This is a genomic window from Herbaspirillum sp. FG34 (assembly GCF_057809315.1).
In genome coordinates this window covers 91,074-114,792 of the sequence record NZ_JBMDJS010000005.1, presented here as the reverse complement: position 1 = coordinate 114,792, position 23,719 = coordinate 91,074, and the positions used below count along the sequence as shown (strand labels likewise).

Below are 23,719 nucleotides of genomic sequence, written 5' to 3'. Positions count from 1 at the left end.
GCGCTTATTGTAAACGGCCTTCTATCGACGGGTATTCATTCCAGTGCAGCTTCTCGCGCAGGGTGTCGAAATAGCTCCAGCCCTCGGGATGCAGGAAGGTGATCTTGTGCGCCGAGCGGCGGATCACGATGCGGTCGCCATGCAGCACGCTGGTGAGCGACTGCATGTCGAAGTTGGCGCTGACCTCGCGTCCGGCCACAACCTGGATGACGATCTCGCAGGAATCCGACAGGGTGATGGGACGGTTGGACAGCGAATGCGGTGAAATCGGCACCATCACGATGCCATGCAGACTGGGATGCAGAATCGGTCCGCCGGCCGACAGGGCATAGGCCGTGGAACCCGTGGGCGTGGCCACGATGAGACCATCGGAACGCTGGTTGTACATGAAGCGGCCATCGACCTCCACCCGCAGCTCGACCATGCCGGAGGTGGAGCCACGCGCCACCACCACGTCGTTCAGAGCCAGCGCGCGGAAGATCTCGCTACCCTCGCGGTAGACCCTTGCTTCCAGCAGCGAACGCGACTCGGCTTCGACCTTGCCTTCCAGCATGTCGGCCAGAGCCGGTATCATGCGGTCCTGGGCAATATCGGTGATGAAGCCGAGCCGCCCCTGGTTGATGCCGATCAGCGGTACGTTGTACGGAGCCAATTGGCGCGCAATGCCGAGCATGGTGCCGTCGCCGCCGACCACGATGGCCACGTCGGCCTGCTGTCCGATCTGCTCGGGCGTCAGGCTGTCATAGCCTTGCAGGGCGATGTTCTCGGCGGTCTCGGACTCGAAGACCACGGTGTGGCCATGCGACTCCAGGAACACGGCGATGTCCGACAAGATCTGCGCGATGCCGACGGCCTGGAACTTGCCGACGATGGCGACGGTTTTGGGTACGGCTGCCTGAACGGGTAATTTGATGGGCCACATGCTGCGGATTAGACCATAATTTGAGATGACATTGTAATGAAACCAAGCGCTTCCCCCCTGCCCTCCTCGCCTGCGCCCTCCTCCATTGAGGCGGTGCTGTTCGATCTCGACGATACCCTGTGGGCCATCGAACCGGTGCTGGTACGCGCCGAAGGCCTGCTCTACGACTGGCTGCGCGAGCATGCGCCCGCCGTGGTGGCGGCCCATACGATTGCCAGCCTGCGCGAACGCCGCATGGCCTTGATGAAGACCGATCCCATGTATCGCATCGACCTCTGGAAGCTGCGCCATACGGCGCTGTCCGAGGTCTTCCGCGAGCATGACGTGGACCTGGCGCTGGTCGACCCGGCCATGGCCGTATTCTCCGAGGCGCGCAGCACGGTGGCGCTGTTCGATGACGTGGAACCGGCGCTGCTGCGCATGAGGGGACGGCTGACGCTGGGCTCGGTCTCCAACGGCTTTGCCGACCTGGATCGCATCGGCCTGGCCGGTCACTTCGGCGTCTCGATTGCCGCGCACCGCTTCGGCCGCGCCAAGCCCGACCCGGCCATCTTCCATGCCGCCTGCGAAGCGTTGCAGGTTGCCCCGGCGGCCACTGTCTACGTGGGCGACGACCCGCTGCTGGACGTACAGGGCGCACAGCAGGCCGGCCTGCGGGCGGTGTGGATGAACCGTTTTGAGCGCACGCTGCCGGCAGGCATCACGCCGGACGCCATCTGCCGCGACCTGCATGAGCTGCATGACTGGCTGCAAACGCAGGCCTGATTCTTCGTACAATGTCCCCCAGGACGGAGTCGCCGTCACATTTGGCGGATATGCCGCTAGAATATGCCCCATGCAACTCGATAACCGCGCCCGCACACTTTTGAAGGCCCTGGTCGAACGGTACATCGCCGACGGCCAGCCTGTGGGCTCGCGCGCCCTGTCGAAACTGTCCGGTCTGGAACTGTCCCCGGCGACCATCCGCAACATCATGGCCGATCTCGAAGAGATGGGCTTCGTCGCCAGCCCGCACACCTCGGCCGGGCGTGTGCCCACGCCGCGCGGCTATCGCATGTTCGTCGATACCCTGCTCACCGTCGAGGCCATCGACGAAAGCGCCCTCGAAGGCCGCCTGCAGTCGCGCCTGCAGCACAGCGGCTCGTCCCAGAAGATCATCACCAATGCGGCCCAGGTGCTGTCCTCGCTGTCGCAGTTCGCCGGTGTGGTAATGACTCCCAAGCGCGAATCGGCGTTCCAGCAGATCGAATTTCTGCGGCTGTCGGAAAAGCGCATCCTGCTGGTCATCGTCGACCAGGGTGGCGATGTGCAGAACCGCATGCTCTTGACCGAGGTCGATTACACCCCCAGCCAATTGACCCAGGCCGCCAACTACATCAACCAGCATTACGCCGGCCAAAGCTTCGACCAGGTGCGTGTGCATCTGCAGGGCGAGCTGCGCCAGCTGCGCGACGACATGACCACGCTCATGCAGGCCGCCGTCGAAGCCGGCAGCGACGCCATGAGCGAAGAGGCAGACAACAGCGTGGTCATCTCCGGCGAGCGCAACCTGCTGTCGGTGACCGACCTGTCCTCCAACATGAATTCGCTGCGCCGCCTCTTCGACATGTTCGAACAGAAGACCGGGCTGTTGCAGCTGCTGGATGTCTCCAGCAAGGCCACCGGCGTACAGATCTTCATCGGCGGCGAATCCCAGCTGGTACCGATGGACGACATGAGCATCGTCACCGCGCCCTACGAGGTCAACGGCCGCATCGTCGGCACCCTGGGCGTGATCGGGCCGACCCGCATGGCATATGAAAGGGTCATTCCCATCGTCGACATCACCGCCAAACTGCTCTCCAGCGCGCTGAGCCAGCACTGAGCCCGGCCAGCACAACCATCCCGCCAGAACGCAAAAAAGCCACGTGCGACCACACGTGGCTTTTTGCATTTTGCTTCACGCTGCCTTGCTCAAATCGAGCCAGGAAGCGATGGCGGGCTTATTTCTTCACTTTCTTGCAGTTTTTGCAATGACCGTAGAGGGCCAGGGCGTGGTCGGCGATCTCGAAACCATGCTCCTGGGCAATCTTGATCTGGCGCTTTTCGATCTCGGCGTCGAAGAATTCCTCGACCTTGCCGCAATCCAGGCAGACCAGGTGATCGTGGTGCGAGCCTTCGTTGAGTTCGAAGACGGCCTTGCCGGTTTCGAAGTGATTGCGCTGGAGCAGGCCGGCCTGCTCGAACTGGGTCAGCACACGGTACACGGTGGCCAGACCCACGTCCAGGTTGTCGGAGAGCAATTGTTTGTAGACGTCTTCGGCGCTGAGGTGGCGCACCGAAGTGTTCTGGAAGATCTCAAGGATCTTCAGGCGCGGCAGGGTCGCCTTCAGGCCGCTGGCCTTCAGTTCGGATGGATTGTTCGGCATGGTAGAGTGGGTTCCCGGGGTTTACTGGTCTCGAACAGGCGCGGCGGTCCACTGGGAAGACCTGGCGGACCGTTCCGGCGGGGCGGTGGGGAACGCCCTTTTACACCCGGAACGCACTCATGCCTATTTAAGAAGTAAGTTCTAGCTTATCATATAGTGCTTTAGGCTCATGGCTCAACCCGGTTGAAATCTTTATGCGCATGCTTTCCCGAATGAAGTCCCGTCATCACACCGCTGCCCTCGGCCTGTTGGCCGCACTGGCCGTCACGCTGGCCGGCTGTTCCTCGACCAAGGCGCCGGAACAGGCGGCGCCCACCGATACCTCGGGCGTGAAGGTGACCGGCAAGAGCAACAGCCTGTTCGGCTTCCTCAAGCCCTATCGCATCGACATCCAGCAGGGCAACTTCGTCTCCAAGGAAATGGTGGCGCAACTGCGCCCGGGCCTGACCCGCGACCAGGTGCGCTTCGTGCTGGGTACGCCGTTGCTGACCGACATGTTCCACAGCAACCGCTGGGATTACGACTTCCGCCTGGCCAAGGGCAATGGCGAGATCATGACCAGCCGCGTCTCGGTGTTCTTCAAGGATGACCTGCTGGATCACGTCGAAGGCGGCCAGAACCTGCCCACCGAAAGTGAATACCTGACCCTGATCACCGATGCCAAGGTCGGTTCCAAGGCCAGCTTCACTGACAAACCCAAGGATGAGAGCGAGATCAAGCCGGCCTCGCCGGTGGCGCCTTCCTCGGCCACCAACAAGTAAGCCCTGTCTCCTGCACTTCCTTCTTCCGAGTTTCACATGACTGCATTGAATATCGCGGTGACCGGCGCCTCCGGGCGCATGGGCCGCATGCTGATCGAAGCCATCCTCAACGCCGAGGATCTCAAGCTCTCCGGCGCCCTCGATACGCCCACCTCAGCGGCCATCGGCACCGATGCCGGCCTGTTCCTGGGCAAAACCACGGGCGTGATCATTGAATCGGACCTGGCACGCGGCCTGGCCGGGGCTGACGTACTGATCGACTTCACCCGTCCGGAAGGCACCCTCAAGCACCTCGAATACTGCGCCGCCCATGGCGTGAAGGTCGTCATCGGCACCACCGGCTTCGAAGCCGAAGGCAAAGCGGCCATCGCCGAATTCGCCAAGCGCACCGCCATCATGGCCGCCCCCAACATGAGCGTGGGCGTCAACGTCACCATGAAGTTGCTGGAACTGGCGGCCAAGAATTTCTCGCACGGCTACGACATCGAGATCATCGAAGCCCATCACCGCCACAAGGTCGATGCGCCTTCCGGCACGGCGCTGAAGATGGGCGAAGTCATCGCCGATGCGCTGGGCAAGAAGCTCGATGACGTCGCCGTCTACGCCCGCGAAGGCGTCACCGGTGAACGCGATCCGTCCTCCATCGGCTTTGCCACCGTGCGCGGCGGCGACATCATTGGCGATCACACGGTGCTGTTTGCCGGCATCGGCGAGCGCATCGAGATTTCGCACAAGTCGTCCAGCCGCGTCTCGTACGCCATGGGCAGCCTGCGCGCCGCGCGCTTCCTGGCCGACAAAGAGACCGGCCTGTATGACATGCAGGATGTGCTGGGCTTCAAGTAAGCCTGGCCCGCCACCACAGGAAATGCCCGACGCTGCCGCGCCCCACCAGGTCCGGCAGCGAATTTTTTTGGGGCCGGCCGCTCCAAGCGACTGCCCCGGACTTCACCGTCATTGACTCCCTGCCGCAAGCGCGGCGTCTTTCCCGAAAGCACCTACCATGGAACAGAACATTGGATTTGCCCACTACTGGGCGCAAGGCGATGCCGTTTCCCACTCGGTGGCCTATCTGCTGTTGCTCATGTCGATCGCCAGCTGGTTCTACATCCTCTCCAAGGCCTGGGCCGCCTGGCGCATCCGCCGTGGCAGCAATGCGCTGGAACAGTTCTGGCAGGCACCGACCCTGGCCGATGCCACCGCCGCCATGCAGCGCGTGGACAGCGAACTGATCTACACCCCCATGGCCGAACGCGCCGCCGAAGCCGCCGACATCGGCACCCGCCAGCAAGGTACGCCATCGCTCAACGCCGCCACCGATCCGGGTGAACTGATCACGCGCACCCTGCGTCGCGAAATCAACCGGGTCTCGGCGCGCCTGGAACGCGGCCTCACCCTGCTGGCCTCGGTCGGCTCCACGGCCCCCTTCGTCGGTCTGTTCGGCACTGTCTGGGGTATCTATCATGCGCTGGTGGCGGTCTCGGCCAGCGGCACGGTGCAGATCGACAAGGTGGCCGGCCCCGTGGGCGAGGCGCTGATCATGACCGCGCTGGGCCTGTTGGTAGCCATCCCCGCCGTGCTGGCCTACAACGCCTTCACCCGCATCAATCGCGTGGTGCTGGCCGAACTGGATGGCTTCGCGCACGACCTGCATGCGTACCTGACCACCGGCGAGCGCGTCGGCGGCATGCGCAAATAATTTCTTCGACACGACCTTCGAGAGGAGTCCATCATGAGTTTCGGCGGATTCAACGACAACCACAACTCGGGCCCGATGGCCGACATCAACGTCACCCCGATGGTGGACGTGATGCTGGTGCTGCTGGTGATCTTCATCATCACCGCGCCCATGTTCACCCACGCCCTGAAGCTGGACCTGCCCACCGCGCAGTCCAGCCCGGCCCCGGAAAAACCGGAGACCATCACCCTGGGCATCGATGCCGCCGGCAAGCTGTACTGGGACGACCAGCCGGTCAGCGAAGCGGACATGGATGCGCGCCTGGCGGCTGCCGCGGCCAAAAAACCGCAGCCCGAGCTGCAGTTGCGCGCCGACAAGTCGACCCGTTATGAAATGATCGCCGAAGTGATGTCAGCCGCGCAGGGTGCGGGGCTGACCAAGCTGGGCTTCGTCACCGATCCCAAGGACGGCGGCAAGCGCGAGAAGAAAGCAAACTGAAAGAGAGCAGGCATGGCCACCGTACAACTGGCGGGCGACCGCATCACCGACTGGGAGAGCTTCCACACCGAAAGCGCGCAAGCCTTCGGCTTCCCGGATTTCTATGGCCGCAGCATGGATGCCTGGGTCGATTGCCTGTCCTATCTGCGCGATGACGACGGCATGTGCAAGTTCAGGCTCAAACCCAAGGAAGTGCTGACCATCGAGATCAGCCACAGCGCCGACCTGCACCAGCGCCTGCCGGCGCTGGTGGAAGATGTGGAATTCTGCTGCACGGCCATCAATGACCGTTGCGAGGATTATGGCGAGCCGCCGGTGATTGCGCTGGTCTGGAAGTGATATCCCCTACTTCCATTCATCGCCGCCATCGCTGCGGCGGCCCCGATTGATCTATTGCACAGATCAATCGATCAACTCATCCCCATCATAAAACGGATACGGCCCATCGAATTCCCCGATGAAGGCCGTATGGCTGACCAGACTCCCCGCCGCCGCATCCCACCAGTGCAACTGGAAACCCGGCGGCTCCATCACGAAGCAGGACGGTGCCTGTGCATCCAGATCCAGTTGCACCTGATGCGACACCCCCGGACAAGTCGTCGCCAGCGTCCCGCCAAAGCGGCGCTGGATGGAGCGATGCAGGTGCCCGCACAGGATACGCTCGACCTGCGGATGCTTGCGTACTACCGCTTCGAGCGCCTGCGGATTGACCAGCCCCATGTCATCCATGTGTCCGATGCCGGTGGTAAAGGGCGGGTGGTGCATGGCAATCACGGTCGGACGCTGCGGCTGCTGCGCCAGCACCTCATCCAGCCACAGCAGGCTGGAGGCAGCCAGTTCGCCACCGCTGGCACGCGGGATCACGGTATCGAGCGCAATGATGCGCACCGGATACTGCTCGATCACATACTCGATGCGCTCGCCCCCCTGCTGCAGGTAGGCATGGTCGGCAAACGCGGCACGCAGCGCACGGCGCTCGTCATGGTTGCCCGGCAACAGGTAATAGGGCATGGTCAGCGGCGCCAGCAATTGACGCAGGCAGGCATATTCGGCGGGCTTGCCAAAGTCCACCAGATCGCCGGTGATGACCAGCACATCCGGCTTCTGCTTCAGTGCATTGACCTGCCGCACGCAGCGACGCAAGGCCTCGGCGGTATCCACCACGCGATAGGATTTCTTGCCATCGGTCTTGATGTGCAGGTCGGAAATCTGACCCAGGATCATGCGGTCTCCTTCTCGGCGCGCGGCGCCAGTTTCACCAGTGCCTCGGCGGGCACGCGAATAGCGATCTGCTGCCCGGCCTCCCACCAGCCACGGCGGCTGGTCTCTGCGATGACGGGACGCTCGGTACCGATCTCGATTTCAAAACGGCTGCGGTCGCCGAGGAAAAAGATGTTGAGCAACTTGCCGCGCACGCACTGGGCATCGGCTTCGGTGACATCCACTACCTCGACATCTTCGGGACGGAACAACGCGCAGGCCTGCTGCCCTTGTTGTGCCGCATCGATCTGCTCCAGCAGCGGCAGGCTTCCGCTGGGCAACAACAATCTATCTCCTGAAACGATACCTTGCACGCGATTCATCGCACCGATGAAATCGGCCACGAAGTCATTAGCCGGATGATAGTAGATTTCACGCGGCGTGCCGATCTGCGAGATCCTGCCACGTTCCATGACCACGATGCGGTCTCCCAGCGCCATGGCCTCGCCCTGATCGTGGGTGACGTAGATGGCGGTGATGCCAAGACCGCGCAGCAGCTTGTTGAGATCGCTGCGCACGGCTTCGCGCAGCTTGGCGTCCAGAGCGGTCAGCGGTTCGTCCAGCAGCAGCACGCGCGGCTCCATGGCCAGTGCGCGCGCCAATGCCACGCGCTGCTTCTGGCCGCCCGAGAGCTGGTCCACGCGGCGATGCGACAGGCCCTGCAGATGCACCATGTCCAACAGGCGTTCCACCTGCTCGGCGCGTTCGCCGGCGGGGATCTTGCGTATCTTCATGCCATAGGCGATGTTCTCGCCCACGCTCATGTTGGGAAACAGCGCATAGTTCTGGAACACCATGCCCACACCGCGCTTTTCAATCGGCAGGGCAGTCACGTCTTCGTCACCGAAGAAGACTTGCCCGCCCGTATCGGGAAACTCCAGCCCCGCGATCATGCGCAGCGTGGTGGTCTTGCCGCAGCCCGAGGGCCCCAGCAGGACCAGGGTTTCACCGGGATGGATATCAAGGTCCAGCGGCTGCAGCGCACGCGTACCGTTGGAAAAGGACTTGGCGCATTGCTGCAGGCGGATGGAAACGGCTTCTTGCTTGGGCTTCATAGACTGACTTTCTTGCGTGTTGCCTGGGTCGCCCACTGCATGCCGATCAGGAGCGGAATGATCATGAAAAAGAAGATCAGCGTATAGGCCGATCCCACCTCCAGCCGCATCGATGCGTAAGCATCGGCCAGACCCACCGGCAGAGTCTGGGTCAGCGGCGTGTGCAGCATCCAGGTGATGTTGAATTCGCCGATGGACAGTGTCACGACCATGAGCGCCCCGGCCAGAATGCCCGAGGCCGCATTGGGAATGACGATGCCGAAGAATCGACGCAGGCGCCCGGCACCGAGGCTGGCGGCGGCTTCTTCCAGTTGCGCCAGCTGCGAGGACTGCATCACCGCCAGCACCGGCCGCACCATGAAGGGCAGCGTGAAGATGACATGGCCGACCAGGATGAAGAAGATGCTGGCGCGGAACTCGCGCAGCTGACCATAGGCCATGATCAGCGCCAGCGCAGTGGCCAGCCCGGGCACGGCCACCGGCATCATCAGCAATTCTTCGATGATGCGCGCCAGGCGACTGTGACCACCGCGATAGCGCGCCAGCATGTAGGCCAGCGGCACACCCGCCACCAGCGTCACCGCCAGGCAGGCCAGCGCGATGATGAGCGAGCGCCAGATGGTGGGCTGGTACATGTCCCACACCTGGGCTACCCAGCGCAGCGTGAGCCCGCTGGACAAACCGACGAAGAAATTCTCGGTCACACCGGCCAGCATCGACAGCACTACCGGCACCACCAGGAAGGCGCAGACCAGCAGCGTGAAGGCCAGCTGAAGATAAAAACGGAAACGATTCTGCATGGCCTCTTCCTTATGCCGCCGCCGCAACGCCGCTGCCGGTGAGCGAACGCGCCAGCGCCAGCACGGCCCAGGTGAACAGCCCCAGCACGATGGACAGCGAAGCGGCCGTGGCAAAGTTGGCGTAGCCGGTAAATTCGTTATAGATGGTCATGGGCAGTACATCGATATTGGCCGCCAGCGTGAAGGCCGTCCCGAAGGCACCGACGCTGGTGGCAAAACAGATCGCACCCGACGAGATCAGCGCCGGCAGCAGTGCCGGCAGCACCACGTGCAGCAGCACCTGCCAGGGCCTGGCGCCCAGCGAGCGCGCCGCTTCTTCCAGCGACGGGTCGAGCTTTTCGGCGGCGGCCACCACGGTCAGGATCACACGAGGAATCGAGAAATACAGATACCCCAGAAACAGCCCCGCCAGCGAATACGCAAACACCAACGATTCACCGAAGAGCCAGTTGGTCAATGAACCGATCAGACCCTGGCGCCCGGCCAGCATGATGACCATGAAGCCGACCACCACGCCGGGAAACGCCAGCGGGAAGGTCAGCATGGCCAGCAACAGCGACTGGCCGGGAAAGCGATTGCGTTGCAGGAACAAGCCCACGAACACCGAGATGGCCAGCGTGGCAGCCGTCACCACCGCCGACAACAACAGCGTGGAGACCAGGCTGGTGAAGTAATGACGGTTGGTCAGCACCGCCAGATAGGCCATCGCCCCCTCCGGTCCCGAGGCGCCCACACCGACCAGCCGCACCATGGGCAGCAGCCAGAAGGCGCAGAAGATCGTCAACCCGGGCAGGGCGAACCACAGCCACACGCCGTTGCCTGCGGTCCGAGGGCGCGCACCGGAGACGGAGGGGATCATGCTTTTCATGCTTGCTCCTGCGGTCTGCATTCAACGCACTTCGGCCAGGTAACGCTCGCCGAACTTGCGCTGGGCTTCGGCCATCTTGCCGTAGTCCACCGACTTGGCACGGGCGTATTCAGCAGCCGGCAGGAAGCGCGCTTGAGCTTCCTTGGACATGGCCGAGGCACGCACCGGACGCAGGTAGGCATTGGCCCAGATGGCCTGGCCCTGGTCGGACAGCAGGAAGTCCAGCACCTTCTTGGCGTCGGCCTGGTGCGGACCGTTCTTCACCAGCGAGACCACGTAGGGCACGGTGACGGTCCCTTCGGTGGGGATCACGAAGGCCACGTTGGCGTGGTCCTTGTACTTGGCACGATAGGCGTCGAAGTCATAGCCCAGCAGGATGGGGATCTCGCCCGAGATCAGACGCGCGTAGGAAGTCTGCTTGGGGACGATGGGCTGGTTCTTCTGCAGGTTCTTGAAGTAGGTGATGGCCGGCGAGAAATCGTCCAGCGTGCCGCCCATGGCCTGGTTGATGGCCACCGCGCCGACATAACCGACGAAGGCCGAGGCCGGGTCGAGGTAGCCGATCAGGCCCTTGTATTCGGGCTTCTGCAGGTCGGCCCAGGACTTGGGCACGGGCTTGCCCTTCAAGGCATCGACGTTGACCATGATGCCCAGGGTGCCGGAGTGGATGGTGACCCAGTAACCGTCAGGATCCTTCAGTCCGTTGGGAATGTCATCCCAGTGCGCCGGCTTGTAGGCGGCCACCAGGTCCTTTTTCTTCGCTTCGATGCCGAAGGACACGCCCAGGTAGGTGAAATCAGCCACCGGACTGGCTTTCTCGGCGGTCAGCTGGGCCAGGGCCTGGCCGCTGTTCTTGTTGTCGGGCGGCACGGTGATGCCGGTCTTGTCCTTGATGGCCTTGATCTGCGCGGCCCAGTCGGCCCACTCGGGCGGACAGTTGTAGCAGATCGCGGTCTGGGCCGATGCAGCCAGGGAAGCCGACAGCAACAGCGCGCCGGCAGCAGTTTGAATAACACGTTTCAGGAACATGTCAGATCCTTTCCTAGAGGTTGAACAACGAAGGGACAACGAATGAGCCATTGCGGATACATCACGACGAAAGCGGTGCAGGCGGCGCCACCGACCCGCCCGCGCGCAGGACGTGCGGGAGGATGTGGCGCACGGCGTCGGTGGCGGCAGTGCTGATGGCGGGACCCTCCCCGGCGGCAGCCACGGCCGCCGCAGGCACCGCACGCTCGATGGCCTCGACCAGGGTGCGCAGGGCGACATCGCCAATCTGCTCCGAAGGTTGAACCACGCTGGCCAGCACCGGCTCGATGAGGGCCCCCACGGGAATGCCGTCGAAACCCATCACCGAGATATCGCCCGGCACCTGCAAGCCCAGCGCGCGCAGGTCGCGCATGGCACTCAGGGCCAGCAGGTCGTTGGAACAGAACAGGGCCGTGGGACGGTGCAGCGGATCGGCCATCATCTGCTGATAGTCGGTGGCGGCCGTGAGCGTATGGCGCTCGACCTCGATGGCCGGCAGCGGCGTGAGACCTGCGGCCTGCATGGCATCGAGATAGCCGCTATGGCGCTGCATGGCGCGATCGGAGGCATTGAAGCGCCCCGAGAGCATCTGGATGCGGCGATGCCCCAGCGCGATCAGGTGGCTGACGGCATCGCAGGCAGCGACGCGGTTGTCTACCGAAACTGAAGCGCGGTGGCTGGCCGCACCGGTGGCGGCCAGCTGGTTGTAGGCCAGCACGAAGGGAATGCGTTCGCGTTCCAGCAGGTCCAGCGTGGCATTGGCGCCGGCATCGGCCACCGTCAGGATCACGCCATCGACGCGATGCCCGAGCAGCAGTTCGACTGCGGCCGATTCGTCTTCCGGCAGGTACTCGGTGGTGGTGAACATGACCGAATAGTCCAGCGCCCGCGCTGCCAGCTCGATACCTTGCAGGCACTGGGCGAAGACCGTGTTGGACAGGGTCGGCACCACCACCCCGACCGTGCGCGAATTGCCGGCGCGCAGGTTGCGCCCGGTGAAATTGGGACGAAAGCCCAGCTCGGCGATGCTGCGATGGATCTTCTCGGCGGTTTCCGCACTGACCGAGCCTGGCTTGTTGAGCAGGCGCGAGACGGTGGCAATGGAGACGCCAGCCAGATGGGCAACTTGTTTGATGGACGGACGCACGGGGGTTTCCGGGGCAAATGAAAACGATTTCATGATGCCGCCCGATTGTTACGCCCTCATGACCACTAAAGCCTACGAGATGTGAACGAAAAATTCATAACTGCCTGGTCCGGGAGACTTTCAATTGAAGGACAAGCGACGCGGCCAAATTCTCCCCAACCCGAATAAAAAATTGCTTTTTCACAATTTTTCGAGAATTAACAAGAATACTTTCGAGAACACGCCACTCGGCGGCTGTCGATGGTTTCATACGCCATGCCAGCTCCCATGCAGGCCAGCAACACCGACCCAGTCCGTCGCCCCCTCGTAGGCGGGAACCGTGTAGCTGCTATCCCTGTTGCCACACTGCTCAGGCACAGGGGTCTTGGCCCGCCTCTTTACCGAGGCGGGTTTTTTTTCGGGCAGGCGGGTCGACGGTCGGCCAAGGCGGGCCGGAATGCCGCGCCGGGGCGGCGAGCCGGTATAATGCAGGGTTTCGAATTGCAATCCCCTCCCAACCGAATTCCATCCGTATCAGCCCGTCATGCAAGATAAATACAGCCCAGCCGAAGTCGAACAGTCCGCACAGCAGCACTGGAACGCCATCGACGCCTACAAGACCGTCGAAAACGCCCGCGACAAGGAAGGTCGCGACAAGAAGAAGTTCTACGCCTGCTCGATGCTGCCCTATCCCTCCGGCAAGCTGCACATGGGCCACGTGCGCAACTACACCATCAACGATGTGATGTACCGCTACCTGCGCATGAACGGTTACAACGTCCTGATGCCCATGGGCTGGGATGCCTTCGGCATGCCCGCCGAAAACGCCGCCATGGCCAATGGCGTGCCGCCGGCGCAGTGGACCTATTCCAATATCGACTACATGAAGTCGCAGATGCAGTCCATGGGCCTGGCCATCGACTGGTCGCGCGAGATGACGGCCTGCCGCCCCGAGTACTACAAGTGGAACCAGTGGATGTTCCTGAAGATGCTGGAGAAGGGCATCATCTACAAAAAGACCGGGACCGTGAACTGGGATCCGATCGACCAGACCGTGCTGGCCAACGAGCAGGTCATCGACGGCCGTGGCTGGCGCTCGGGTGCCGTGATCGAAAAGCGCGAGATCCCGATGTACTACGCCAAGATCACCGACTACGCCGACGAACTGCTGGAACACGTCGAGACCAAGCTGCCCGGCTGGCCCGAGCGCGTACGCCTGATGCAGGCCAACTGGATCGGCAAGTCCACCGGCGTGCGCTTTGCCTTCCCGCACCAGATCAAGGGCGCGGACGGCCAGCTCATCAACGACGGCAAGCTCTTCGTCTTCACCACCCGCGCCGACACCATCATGGGTGTGACCTTCTGCGCCGTCGCCCCGGAACACCCGCTGGCCACGCTCGCCGCAGAAAGCAACCCGGCCCTGCAAGCCTTCATCGCCGAGTGCAAGCAAGGCAGCGTGATCGAAGCCGACATGGCGACCATGGAAAAGAAGGGCATGCCCACGGGCCTGTTCGTCACCCATCCGCTGACCGGTGAGCAGGTCGAAGTCTGGGTCGGCAACTATGTCCTCATCACCTACGGCGACGGCGCCGTGATGGGCGTGCCGGCGCATGACGAGCGCGACTTTGCCTTCGCCCGCAAATACAATCTGCCGATCAAGCAGGTCATCGCCGTGGAAGGCAAGACCTACTCCACCGAGGCTTGGGAAGAGTGGTATGGCGACAAGGAAGCCGGCAAGACCATCGCTTCGGGCAAGTACGATGGCCTGGGCTATCAGGCCGCCGTCGATGCGGTCGCCGCCGATCTGGCCGCGCAGGGTCTGGGCGAGAAGAAGGTGACTTTCCGCCTGCGCGACTGGGGCATCTCGCGCCAGCGCTACTGGGGCACCCCCATCCCCATCATCCACTGCCCCGATTGCGGCGACGTGCCCGTGCCCGAGAAGGACCTGCCGGTGGTGCTGCCGGAAGACTGCGTGCCGGACGGCAGCGGCAACCCGTTGAACAAGCATGAGCAATTCCTCAAGGTCGACTGCCCTTGCTGCGGCAAGCCGGCGCGCCGCGAAACCGACACCATGGACACCTTCGTGGATTCGTCCTGGTACTACATGCGCTATACCTCGCCGGGCAGCAACGAGGCGATGGTGGACTCCCGCAACGATTACTGGATGCCCATGGACCAGTACATCGGCGGCATCGAACACGCCGTGCTGCACCTGCTGTATGCGCGCTTCTGGACCAAGGTCATGCGCGACTTCGGCCTGGTCAAGTTCGACGAGCCCTTCACCAACCTGTTGACGCAAGGCATGGTCTTGAACGAGACCTACTATCGCGAAGACGCTGCCGGCAAGAAGACCTGGTACAACCCGGCCGACGTCGACCTGTCCTTCGACGACAAGGGCCGTCCGGTCTCGGCCGTGTTGAAGGAAGACGGCCAGCCGGTGATGATCGGCGGCACCGAGAAGATGTCCAAGTCCAAGAACAACGGCATCGACCCGCAAGCGCAGATCGACCAGTACGGTGCCGACACGGCCCGCCTGTTCACCATGTTTGCCTCGCCGCCGGAGCAGACCCTGGAATGGTCCGGTGCCGGCGTGGAAGGCGCCAACCGCTTCCTGCGCCGCGTCTGGGCCTTCGGCTACAACAACGCCGCGCGCATCACCGCAGCCGGTGCGGTCGATGCAGCCCAGCTCGATGATGGACTGAAGACCCTGCGCCGCGAAGTGCACAAGGTCCTGCAGCAAGCCGACAACGACTTCAAGCGCATCCAGTACAACACCGTGGTCTCGGCCTGCATGAAGATGCTCAACACGCTCGAAGCCGCCAAGCCGGCTGCCGGTGCCGCGGGTGATGCGGTGATTGCCGAATGCTTCTCGATCTTCCTGCGCGTCTTGAATCCGGTGGCCCCGCACATCACCCATGTGCTGTGGCAGGAACTGGGCTATGCCAAGGCACAGGGCGACATCCTCGATGCGGCCTGGCCGCAGGTCGATGCGGCGGCGCTGGAGCAGAGCGAGCTGAAGCTGGTGGTGCAGGTCAACGGCAAGCTGCGCGGTGAAGTCACCGTCCCCAAGGATGCCGACAAGGCCGCCATCGAAGCAGCTGCGCTGGCCAATGAAGACGTCAAGAAATTCCTGACCGGCGCACCGAAGAAGGTGATCGTGGTGCCGGGCAAGCTGGTCAACATCGTTGCCTGATCCGGCCCAACCTCAACGACGGAACTCCATGCACGCTCAAGTCCAAATCAAGCGTTTCTCGCAATGGCTGCTGCTGCTGGCCGCGGCCGTGATGCTCACGGCCTGCGGCTTCCATCTGCGCGGCGCCGCCGACCTGCCCTTCAAGACCATCTACCTGGGCTTCACGCCCAACTCGGTGGTCGGGGTGGAACTCAAGCGTAACATCGAGGCCAGCGGTGCCAGGGTGGTGAGCGAACCCAAGGAGGCTGAAGCCAACCTGAAGGTGCTGACCGATACCCGCGACCGCCAGGTACTGACCTTGAACACCGATGGCCGCGTGCGTGAATACGCGCTGTTCCAGCGCTTCACCTTCTCGGTCACCGATGCCAAGGGCGTGCTCGTGATCCCTCCCACGGCCATCACCCTGCGTCGCGTCATCACCTATGACGAGAACCAGGAACTGGCCAAGCAGGCCGAAGAAGCCCTGCTCTACCGCGACATGCAGTCCGACCTGGTGCAGCAGATCCTGCGACGCCTGTCGGCCTCCAAGACGGCCATCCGCAACGAGAAGGCTGCGGCCGGTGCGGATTCCTGACCGGCGCACGGGATCACCATGCAGCTGCGCCACGACTCCCTGGACGCCCATCTCGGCAAATCGCTGGCCTCACTCTATGTGATCGCCAGTGACGAGCATCTGCTGGCCCTGGAAGCGGCTGACAAGATCCGCCGCAGCGCCCGCGCCAACGGTTATACCGAGCGCGAGGTGCTGGTGGTGGAGCGCAGCTTCAAGTGGGGCGAACTGCTGGCGGCGAACCAGTCGCAATCGCTGTTCGGCGACAAGAAGCTCATCGAGCTGCGCATCCCCACCGGCAAGCCCGGCAAGGATGGCGGCCAGGCGCTGCAGGATTACGCGGCCAATCTGTCGCCCGACAATCTCACCATCATCAGCCTGCCCAAGCTGGACTGGGCCACGCAGAAGGCGGCCTGGGTCGGCGCGCTGCAACAGGCGGCGGTCTACATCGACATCCCGCTGGTGGAACGCGCCCAGTTACCGGGCTGGATCGGCAACCGGCTGGCCGCCCAGCAGCAGAGCGCAGACCGGGCCTGCCTGGACTTCATCGCCGACCGCGTGGAAGGCAACCTGCTGGCCGCACACCAGGAGATCCAGAAGCTGGCCCTGCTGCATCCGCCCGGCCAGCTCGGTTTCGACCAGGTGCAGGATGCGGTGCTCAACGTGGCACGTTACGATGTCTTCAAGCTCAACGAAGCCATGCTCTCCGGCGACATTGCGCGCCTGACGCGCATGATGGAGGGTCTCAAGGGCGAAGGCGAGGCCCTGCCGCTGGTGCTGTGGGCCGTCACCGAAGAAATCCGCACCCTGCTCAAGCTCAAGTCCGGCATGGCCCAGGGCAAGCCGGTGGGGGCACTGTTGAAGGAATACCGCATCTGGGGCCCGCGCGAACGCCTGATGGAACCGGCCCTGCGCCGCATCAGCCTGGGCGCGCTGGAACAGGCCCTGCAGCAAGCCGCCCTGGTGGACCGGATGGTCAAGGGCCTGCGCGCCCGCAGCTTTGCCGGCGACCCATGGGACGCCTTGCTGCAGCTGGGACTGAAACTGGCACGCGGACACTGACATCACCCGCATTGAACCCGACGCGCAGCGCGCCCCGGAGAAAACCCTATGGAAAACATCGACCTCTACATGAACCGCATCGGCCAGCAGGCCCGTGCCGCCTCGCGCGCCATGGCGCGCGCCGATACCGCCGCCAAGAACCAGGCGCTGCTGCTGATCGCCGCCGCCATCCGTCGCGAGGCTGACGCCCTGCGCGCGGCCAATGCGCTGGACCTCGACGCAGCGCGCGCCAATGGCCTGACCGAGGCCATGCTGGACCGCCTGACCTTGTCGGACAAGGCCATCGCCACCATGGCCGAGGGTCTGGAGCAGATTGCGTCCCTGCCCGACCCCATCGGTGAGATCAGCAACATGAAGTACCGCCCCACCGGCATCCAGGTCGGCCAGATGCGCGTACCGCTGGGCGTGATCGGCATCATCTACGAAGCCCGTCCCAACGTCACCGTGGATGCTGCCGGCCTGTGCATCAAGAGCGGCAACGCCACCATCCTGCGCGGCGGTTCCGAAGCCATCCATTGCAACCAGGCCCTGGCCAAGCTGGTCAAGGAAGGCCTGGCCGGTGCCGGTCTGCCGGAACAGGCCGTGCAGGTAGTCGAGACCACCGACCGTGCTGCCGTGGGTGCGCTCATCACCATGCAGGAATACGTGGACGTGATCGTCCCGCGTGGCGGCAAGGGCCTGATCGAGCGCCTCATGAAGGAAGCCAAGGTGCCGATGATCAAGCACCTCGACGGCATCTGCCACGTCTACATCGACGATAAGGCCGACAGCCGCAAGGCGCTGGATGTGGCCTTCAATGCCAAGTGCCATCGCTACGGCACCTGCAACACCATGGAAACCCTGCTGGTCGCGCGCAACATTGCCGCCACCATCCTCCCGCCGCTGTCCGAGTTGTATCGCGTCAAGGAAGTGGAACTGCGCTGCGATGCCGAAGCTGCCGAGATCCTGGCCGGGTATCCGCTGCTCAAGGCGGCCACCGAAGAGGATTGGGACACCGAATACCTGGCGCCCATCCTGGCCGTGAAGGTGGTGGCCGACATGGATGAGGCCATTGAGCACATCAACCGTCATTCTTCGCAGCACACCGACAGCATCGTCACCGAGGACTACACGCGCGCCATGCGTTTCCTGCGCGAGGTGGATTCGGCCTCAGTCATGGTCAATGCCTCGACCCGCTTTGCCGATGGCTTCGAATACGGCCTGGGGGCGGAGATTGGCATCTCCAACGACAAGCTGCATGCACGCGGCCCGGTGGGACTGGAAGGACTGACCTCGCTGAAGTACGTGGTGCTGGGCCAGGGACAGGTACGCCAGTAATCTCTTACGCCAACCACAAGGACCGCCATGCTCTGGATCAAAGCCCTGCACATCGTCTTCATCGCTTCCTGGTTCGCCGGCCTGTTCTACCTGCCGCGCATCTTCGTGAACCTGGCCCAGGAAACCGACCTGGTCGCGCGCGAACGCCTGCTGGGCATGGCGCGCCGCCTGTACCGCTTCACCGGCATGATCTCGCTGGTGGCACTGGTGCTGGGCGTGTGGCTGCTGGCCATCACCTGGTCATTCTGGAAAGGGCCGGGCAATGGCTGGCTGCATGCCAAGCTGTTCCTGGTGGTGCTGGTCATCGGCTACCAGCACGCCTGCGGCTCGCTGCTCAAGAAATTCGAACACGGCAAGAACGTGCGCAGCCACGTCTGGTATCGCTGGTTCAACGAAGTGCCGGTGCTGCTGATGCTGGCCATCGTGATCCTGGTCGTGGTCAAGCCATTCTGATCCAAGCAATCGTTCTGCATTTTTCTGTCGTCATCCGCGTCATTCCACACCCATCCTTCCGGAGCCGGTCATGAGCAAAGTCTGTGAGTACTTCTTCGCGCCGCATTCGCCCTTCGCCTATCTGGGCCACGATCGTTTCGTCGCCCTGGCGGAAAAATACCAGGTGCAAATCCTTCCCAAACCCTTCGATCTGTCCAGGATCTTCGGTGTCTCCGGCGGCCTGCCCCTGGCCAAGCGCGCACCGCAGCGCCAGGCCTATCGTTTGAAGGAACTGGCACGCTGGAGCGAATTCCTCGGCAAGCCCATGATCCTGCAACCGACCTATTTCCCGGTCAACAGCGACAATGCCTCGCGCCTGATCATCGCCACCCAGCTGGCACACGGTACCGCGGCCGCGCTGCGCATGACCGGTGCCATCATGCGCGCGGTGTGGGAAGAGCAAAAGAACATCGCCGATCAAGACACCCTGGTGGCCATCGCCAATGCCCTGGAACACGACGGCGCCGCCCTGCTGAAGTCGGCTGAAACGGCCAGCGTGCAAGCCGAGTTCGACCGCTTCACCGATGAAGCCAATGCCGCCAGCGTCTTCGGCGCACCGTGGTACCTCTACCAGGGTGAAGGCTACTGGGGCCAGGACCGCCTCGACTTCGTCGAGCGCGCCTTCGCGAAGGGCTGAGCGAGCAGCGTACAATGACGCCGGAGTGCGCTACAAGCAGCGCACTCCGGCTTTTTCCATTTTTGATACTTTGTTTTCCAACGGACAAAAGGTACTCCCATGCAATCCCCCGACACCCATTACTCTTATTTCTGCCCCTGCCCGCGCGGCCTGGAAGCGGCCCTGGCCGAGGAACTCAACGAGATCGCCCAGCACGCCGGCCCCGCCGCCAACCTCAAGGTGCACAACCAGGTGCCCGGTGGCGTGCATTGCTCCGGCACGCTGCTGGCGGCCTACCAGATGAACCTGCACTCGCGCATCGCCAGCCGTGTGCTGCTGCGCATGGGCCATGGTTCCTACAAGAACGAGAATGACATCTACGACCTCACCCTCGCACAAGCCTGGGAAGACTGGTTCAAGGTCTCGCACACCATCCGCGTGGACCTGACCGCCGTGAAATCGCCGCTGCGCAGCCTGGAGTTCAGCACCCTCAAGATCAAGGATGCGATCTGCGATCGCTTCCTCGACCAGTTCAAGCTGCGCCCCTCGGTCAACACCCGCACGCCTGACATGCGCATCGCCGGTTTCGTCGATGCCCACAATTTCACGGTCTATCTCGACACCTCCGGCGAGGCGCTCTTCAAGCGCGGCTGGCGCGAAGAAACCGGTGACGCACCGCTGCGCGAGAACCTGGCGGCGGGCCTCTTGCGCACCGCAGGCTGGAAGCCGGGCGTGCCACTCTTCGATCCCATGTGCGGTTCCGGCACCATCCTGGCCGAGGCCGCGCAGATCATCGCCGGGGTGCCGCCAGGTGCGCGCCGCCGCTTCGCCTTCGAGAAGTTCAGCAACTTCGATGCCGATGCCTGGTTCGCCATCAAGGGCGATTTCAAACCCAATCCGATTCCGACCACGCCTACGCTCTTCGGCAGCGACATCTCCGGCGACATGGTGGAACTGACCCGCAAGAACCTGGTGCGCGCCGGCGTGCACTTCGAGGTACCGCTGAAGCAGATCGAAGCACAGGAAATCAAGCCGCCGGTCGATGCCGAGGGCAAGCCGCTGGTCGGCATCATCCTCTCCAATCCGCCTTACGGTGAGCGTATCGGCGTGCGCGGCGACCGCGCCTTGCCGACCGAGGAATTGTTCGCGCAGTTCTTCAGCGCCTTCTCCAGCACCTTGAAGCAGCGCTTTGCGGGCTGGAGCGTATTCCTGTTCTCGGCCGACCTCGGCCTGCCCAAGCTGATGCGCCTGAAGGAAGCCCGCAAGACGCCGTTCTTCAACGGCGCCCTGGAATGCCGCCTGTTCCGCTTCGACATGGTGGCCGGCTACAACCGCCGCGAGGAAGCCAAGCCGGTCCCGCGCGACGGCGAAGACTGATCCTCTCCGGCGCGGATGGATTGTCAACTTCTTCAAGACGATCCATCCCGCCGCAGCCGGTTTATCCGGCTCGCATTCTTCCCTACAGTGTGGACGTGGCCGCTGCCGATTGCGCAGGCAGAAAAAGGCGCAAGGCCGGCCATCCTTCATCCACTCCACACTTTCCGGGATCATCATGACCACCGTTACCGTCAACACCCGTGCCGACTACGCCGCCTTCCTGCTGCGCGTCACCATGGGCATTTTCTTCCTGGTCCACGCCGGCCTGAAACTCTTCGTCTTCACTCCGGCTGGCACGGCCGGCTTTTTTGCCTCGCTGGGCGTGCCGGGCTGGTTCGCCTATCCGGTGATGGCACTGGAAGTCATCGGCGGCATCGCGCTGGTGCTGGGCTACTATGGCCGCTGGCTGGCCCTGCCGCTGGCAGCAGACCTGCTGGGCGCAATCGTGCTGGTGCATGGCAAGGCCGGCTTCTTCTTTACCAACCCCAAGGGCGGCTGGGAATACCTGGCACTCTGGATCGTCGGCCTGATCGCCGTGTTCCTGCTGGGTGACGGGGCCTTTGCCCTGAAGCGCGAAACGCAGCGCTGATGCGCCATCGATGGCAACATGGGCAGCACGCATCGATCAATGCCGGGCCTGTGCCCGGCTTGGTTCATCAATGCAACTAAGCAACCAGGCAACCAGGCATCACGGCAGCAAAAAGCCAAATGCTATAAATGTTTTATATCCTTTTCCGGGATTCCAAGGAAATCATCATGTCCACCGTGTCCACCACAGGCCGCACCACCGATAGCCTCCCCCTGCCCTCGCTGTTCGTCTCGCACGGCTCGCCCATGCTGGCCGTCGAACCGGGTCGCACGGGACCGCTGCTGGCCAGTATCGGTGCGACGCTGCCACGTCCGCGCGGCATCGTGATGGTGTCGCCGCACTGGGAGACCTTTACCCCGCGCGTGGGCAACCAGAGCAAGCCGCGCGTGATCCATGATTTCGGCGGTTTCCCGCAGGCGCTCTATGAACTGGATTACCCGGCCCCAGGCGCACCGGCCCTGGCCGAGCACGTGGCGCAACGCCTGCGCGAGGGCGGACTGCCAGCCAATACCGATGGCGGCTGGGGGCTCGATCACGGGGCCTGGGTGCCGCTGCGCTACCTCTATCCGCAAGCCGATGTGCCGGTGATCCAGCTGTCGCTGCAATCCCAGCAACCGCCCGAGTATCACTACCAGGTTGGCCGCCTGCTGGCGCCGCTGGCCAGCGAAGGCATCCTGCTGATCGGCTCGGGCAGCTTCACGCACAACCTGCGCGAACTGCGTCGTACAGAGGCCGATGGCGGCGACGCGCCGCATACGGTGGAATTCCTGGGCTGGTTCCTCGAACGCATGCAGGCCGGTGATCTGCAGGCTCTGTTTGGCTACCGGACTACGGCCCCGCATGCGGTGCGCAGCCATCCCACCGACGAACATCTGCTGAGCCTGTTCTTCGCCATGGGCGCGGCCGATGACTGGACCCGACTGGTTCACCTGGACAGCGGTTCCACGTATCATAGCCTGCGCATGGACGCCTTCGCCTTCGGCACCGGCTCCCGCCTGCTGGCACAACTACCGGCCGCTGCCTGAGCCCCCGTCTTGCCGACGGCGCCAGCGTGGCGCCATTACGGGGAAAGACGATTTGAACAAACTGCGCGAAATCGAATGCTTCATCGCCGTGGCCGAGCTCGGCAGCTTCGTCAAGGCCGCCGATGCACTGGGCATCTCCAAGGCGGCGGTTTCACGCACGGTACTGGAACTGGAGGCACGCCTCGGGTCACGCCTGATGCAGCGAACCACGCGCCGACTTTCGCTCACCGAGGCCGGCAGTCTCTACCTGGAGCGCTGCAAGCAGATCGTGACCGCCCTGGAAGAAGCCGATGACCTGCTCTCGGCAGGCAGCGCCAAGCCCGTCGGGCTGTTGCGCATCAATGCCCCGGTCACCTTCGGCATCCTGCACCTGGCACCGCTATGGCCGATGTTCCTGGACCGGCATCCGGAAGTGGAGCTGGACATCACCTTGTCGGACCGCATCGTCGACATCATCGACGAGGGCTATGATCTGGCGATCCGCATCGCCAGGCTGGCCGATTCCACGCTGATCCATCGCAAGCTCACCAGCACCAGCCTGCCCATCTGCGCCTCACCCGCCTACCTGGAGAAACACGGCACGCCGCATCATCCGCACGAACTGGCACAGCACCAGATCATCAGCTACAGCTACAACCAGGGCAAGGACGAATGGCAGTTCAGCGGCCCGGAAGGTCCGGTGAGCGTGCGTATCCATGCCCGCATGCACGTCAACAATGGGGACAGCTGCGTGCAGGCGGCCCTGGGCGGCATCGGCATCACACGCCAGCCAACCTTCATGATCGACCAGTACCTGCGCAGCGGGCAGCTGGTTCCCCTGCTCCCCGACTACACCGTGCCGGACCTGGGCATCTATGCGGTCTACCCCAGCCGCGCCCACCTGCCGGCCAAGGTGCGCGCGATGCTGGACTTTCTTTCCGAAGCGTTCTCCCAGGTGCACTGGTCCGCACCGGACGCCCACTGATCGGCGGATCGCCCGATACCGCACTGGTAGCACAGCGGGCATTCTCGCGGGGCGACCGCCTTCTCCCGCAGGCTGGCTTGAACGGCAGCCACGCATAATTTTCACGCATCCTCACCAAAGCTTGCCGGCTCG

General features: G+C 63.3%; 25 protein-coding genes. 17 read left to right on the top strand and 8 right to left on the bottom strand.

Features of this window, described 5'->3' with window-relative positions; translation table 11 throughout:
* Nucleotides 1-4: 4 nt before the first annotated feature.
* Nucleotides 5-922, bottom strand: coding sequence for an NAD kinase (locus tag ACODSZ_RS08460; RefSeq protein ID WP_008325482.1), 918 nt, complete (start codon nucleotides 920-922; stop codon nucleotides 5-7).
* Nucleotides 923-958: 36 nt separating this feature from the next.
* Here ACODSZ_RS08460 and ACODSZ_RS08455 point away from each other — a divergent pair, with 36 nt between their 5' ends.
* The gene (locus ACODSZ_RS08455; protein WP_488927392.1) at nucleotides 959-1,687 is read left to right on the top strand and encodes an HAD family hydrolase; all 729 of its coding nucleotides are present in this window, start codon (nucleotides 959-961) and stop codon (nucleotides 1,685-1,687) included.
* Between the two features lie 70 nt (nucleotides 1,688-1,757).
* Nucleotides 1,758-2,786: a heat-inducible transcriptional repressor HrcA gene (hrcA, locus tag ACODSZ_RS08450; RefSeq protein WP_008325480.1), complete on the top strand. Its 1,029-nt coding sequence runs from the start codon at nucleotides 1,758-1,760 to the stop codon at nucleotides 2,784-2,786.
* 118 nt (nucleotides 2,787-2,904) lie between these two features.
* On the opposite strand, the gene fur is transcribed toward hrcA, so the two are convergent.
* The gene (gene fur / locus ACODSZ_RS08445; protein WP_008325479.1) at nucleotides 2,905-3,330 is read right to left on the bottom strand and encodes a ferric iron uptake transcriptional regulator; all 426 of its coding nucleotides are present in this window, start codon (nucleotides 3,328-3,330) and stop codon (nucleotides 2,905-2,907) included.
* A 212-nt stretch (nucleotides 3,331-3,542) separates the two neighbouring features.
* On the opposite strand from fur, the gene ACODSZ_RS08440 reads away from it, so the two are divergent.
* The 5 genes from ACODSZ_RS08440 (at nucleotide 3,543) to ACODSZ_RS08420 (ending at nucleotide 6,603) form a co-directional block, all read left to right on the top strand.
* A complete protein-coding gene (locus tag ACODSZ_RS08440) occupies nucleotides 3,543-4,091 on the top strand; it encodes an outer membrane protein assembly factor BamE (RefSeq protein ID WP_008325478.1) in 549 nt (182 codons plus the stop codon).
* A 36-nt stretch (nucleotides 4,092-4,127) separates the two neighbouring features.
* Nucleotides 4,128-4,934 carry a 4-hydroxy-tetrahydrodipicolinate reductase gene (gene dapB, locus ACODSZ_RS08435; protein ID WP_008325477.1) on the top strand — a complete coding sequence of 269 codons (807 nt, stop codon included), beginning with the start codon at nucleotides 4,128-4,130 and terminating at the stop codon, nucleotides 4,932-4,934.
* 157 nt (nucleotides 4,935-5,091) lie between these two features.
* On the top strand, nucleotides 5,092-5,787 hold the full coding sequence (locus ACODSZ_RS08430) for a MotA/TolQ/ExbB proton channel family protein (RefSeq protein ID WP_008325475.1): 696 nt from the start codon (nucleotides 5,092-5,094) through the stop codon (nucleotides 5,785-5,787).
* A 33-nt stretch (nucleotides 5,788-5,820) separates the two neighbouring features.
* Entirely contained in the window at nucleotides 5,821-6,264 is a 444-nt protein-coding gene (locus ACODSZ_RS08425; protein WP_175344238.1) for an ExbD/TolR family protein, read from the top strand.
* Nucleotides 6,265-6,276: 12 nt separating this feature from the next.
* Nucleotides 6,277-6,603: a barstar family protein gene (locus ACODSZ_RS08420; protein WP_175344239.1), complete on the top strand. Its 327-nt coding sequence runs from the start codon at nucleotides 6,277-6,279 to the stop codon at nucleotides 6,601-6,603.
* A gap of 63 nt (nucleotides 6,604-6,666) precedes the next feature.
* On the opposite strand, the gene ACODSZ_RS08415 is transcribed toward ACODSZ_RS08420, so the two are convergent.
* The 6 genes from ACODSZ_RS08415 to ACODSZ_RS08390 all read right to left on the bottom strand — a co-directional run bounded on the left by ACODSZ_RS08415 (nucleotide 6,667) and on the right by ACODSZ_RS08390 (nucleotide 12,423).
* Nucleotides 6,667-7,488 carry a phosphodiesterase gene (locus tag ACODSZ_RS08415; protein WP_175344240.1) on the bottom strand — a complete coding sequence of 274 codons (822 nt, stop codon included), beginning with the start codon at nucleotides 7,486-7,488 and terminating at the stop codon, nucleotides 6,667-6,669.
* Nucleotides 7,485-8,579 (bottom strand): ABC transporter ATP-binding protein, encoded by a 1,095-nt coding sequence (locus ACODSZ_RS08410; protein ID WP_488927391.1) that lies wholly within the window; start codon nucleotides 8,577-8,579, stop codon nucleotides 7,485-7,487. The genes ACODSZ_RS08415 and ACODSZ_RS08410 overlap by 4 nt, the downstream gene beginning before the upstream one ends.
* Entirely contained in the window at nucleotides 8,576-9,379 is an 804-nt protein-coding gene (locus ACODSZ_RS08405) for an ABC transporter permease (protein ID WP_008325465.1), read from the bottom strand. The genes ACODSZ_RS08410 and ACODSZ_RS08405 overlap by 4 nt, the downstream gene beginning before the upstream one ends.
* Before the next feature lie 10 nt (nucleotides 9,380-9,389).
* Nucleotides 9,390-10,247: an ABC transporter permease gene (locus tag ACODSZ_RS08400; RefSeq protein ID WP_008325462.1), complete on the bottom strand. Its 858-nt coding sequence runs from the start codon at nucleotides 10,245-10,247 to the stop codon at nucleotides 9,390-9,392.
* 21 nt (nucleotides 10,248-10,268) lie between these two features.
* Nucleotides 10,269-11,276: an ABC transporter substrate-binding protein gene (locus ACODSZ_RS08395; protein WP_008325461.1), complete on the bottom strand. Its 1,008-nt coding sequence runs from the start codon at nucleotides 11,274-11,276 to the stop codon at nucleotides 10,269-10,271.
* A gap of 61 nt (nucleotides 11,277-11,337) precedes the next feature.
* Nucleotides 11,338-12,423: a LacI family DNA-binding transcriptional regulator gene (locus tag ACODSZ_RS08390; RefSeq protein WP_008325460.1), complete on the bottom strand. Its 1,086-nt coding sequence runs from the start codon at nucleotides 12,421-12,423 to the stop codon at nucleotides 11,338-11,340.
* 523 nt (nucleotides 12,424-12,946) lie between these two features.
* Between ACODSZ_RS08390 and leuS the strand changes: the two genes are divergently transcribed.
* From leuS to ACODSZ_RS08340, 10 genes are all read left to right on the top strand, one after another.
* Nucleotides 12,947-15,595, top strand: a complete 2,649-nt coding sequence (gene leuS, locus ACODSZ_RS08385; RefSeq protein WP_488927390.1) for a leucine--tRNA ligase — start codon at nucleotides 12,947-12,949, stop codon at nucleotides 15,593-15,595.
* Between the two features lie 28 nt (nucleotides 15,596-15,623).
* Nucleotides 15,624-16,169 (top strand): LPS-assembly lipoprotein LptE, encoded by a 546-nt coding sequence (locus ACODSZ_RS08380; RefSeq protein WP_175344243.1) that lies wholly within the window; start codon nucleotides 15,624-15,626, stop codon nucleotides 16,167-16,169.
* Nucleotides 16,170-16,187: 18 nt separating this feature from the next.
* Nucleotides 16,188-17,207, top strand: coding sequence for a DNA polymerase III subunit delta (gene holA, locus ACODSZ_RS08375; RefSeq protein ID WP_175344244.1), 1,020 nt, complete (start codon nucleotides 16,188-16,190; stop codon nucleotides 17,205-17,207).
* Nucleotides 17,208-17,255: 48 nt separating this feature from the next.
* Nucleotides 17,256-18,524, top strand: coding sequence for a glutamate-5-semialdehyde dehydrogenase (locus ACODSZ_RS08370; protein WP_488927389.1), 1,269 nt, complete (start codon nucleotides 17,256-17,258; stop codon nucleotides 18,522-18,524).
* 27 nt (nucleotides 18,525-18,551) lie between these two features.
* On the top strand, nucleotides 18,552-18,977 hold the full coding sequence (locus tag ACODSZ_RS08365; protein WP_008325441.1) for a CopD family protein: 426 nt from the start codon (nucleotides 18,552-18,554) through the stop codon (nucleotides 18,975-18,977).
* A gap of 70 nt (nucleotides 18,978-19,047) precedes the next feature.
* Nucleotides 19,048-19,653: a 2-hydroxychromene-2-carboxylate isomerase gene (locus ACODSZ_RS08360; protein WP_008325439.1), complete on the top strand. Its 606-nt coding sequence runs from the start codon at nucleotides 19,048-19,050 to the stop codon at nucleotides 19,651-19,653.
* A gap of 99 nt (nucleotides 19,654-19,752) precedes the next feature.
* Nucleotides 19,753-21,009: a THUMP domain-containing class I SAM-dependent RNA methyltransferase gene (locus tag ACODSZ_RS08355; RefSeq protein ID WP_175344246.1), complete on the top strand. Its 1,257-nt coding sequence runs from the start codon at nucleotides 19,753-19,755 to the stop codon at nucleotides 21,007-21,009.
* Nucleotides 21,010-21,184: 175 nt separating this feature from the next.
* Entirely contained in the window at nucleotides 21,185-21,598 is a 414-nt protein-coding gene (locus tag ACODSZ_RS08350; RefSeq protein WP_008325429.1) for a DoxX family protein, read from the top strand.
* Between the two features lie 167 nt (nucleotides 21,599-21,765).
* On the top strand, nucleotides 21,766-22,623 hold the full coding sequence (locus ACODSZ_RS08345) for a dioxygenase family protein (protein ID WP_488927388.1): 858 nt from the start codon (nucleotides 21,766-21,768) through the stop codon (nucleotides 22,621-22,623).
* Between the two features lie 52 nt (nucleotides 22,624-22,675).
* On the top strand, nucleotides 22,676-23,587 hold the full coding sequence (locus tag ACODSZ_RS08340; protein ID WP_008325420.1) for a LysR family transcriptional regulator: 912 nt from the start codon (nucleotides 22,676-22,678) through the stop codon (nucleotides 23,585-23,587).
* Nucleotides 23,588-23,719: the final 132 nt, after the last annotated feature.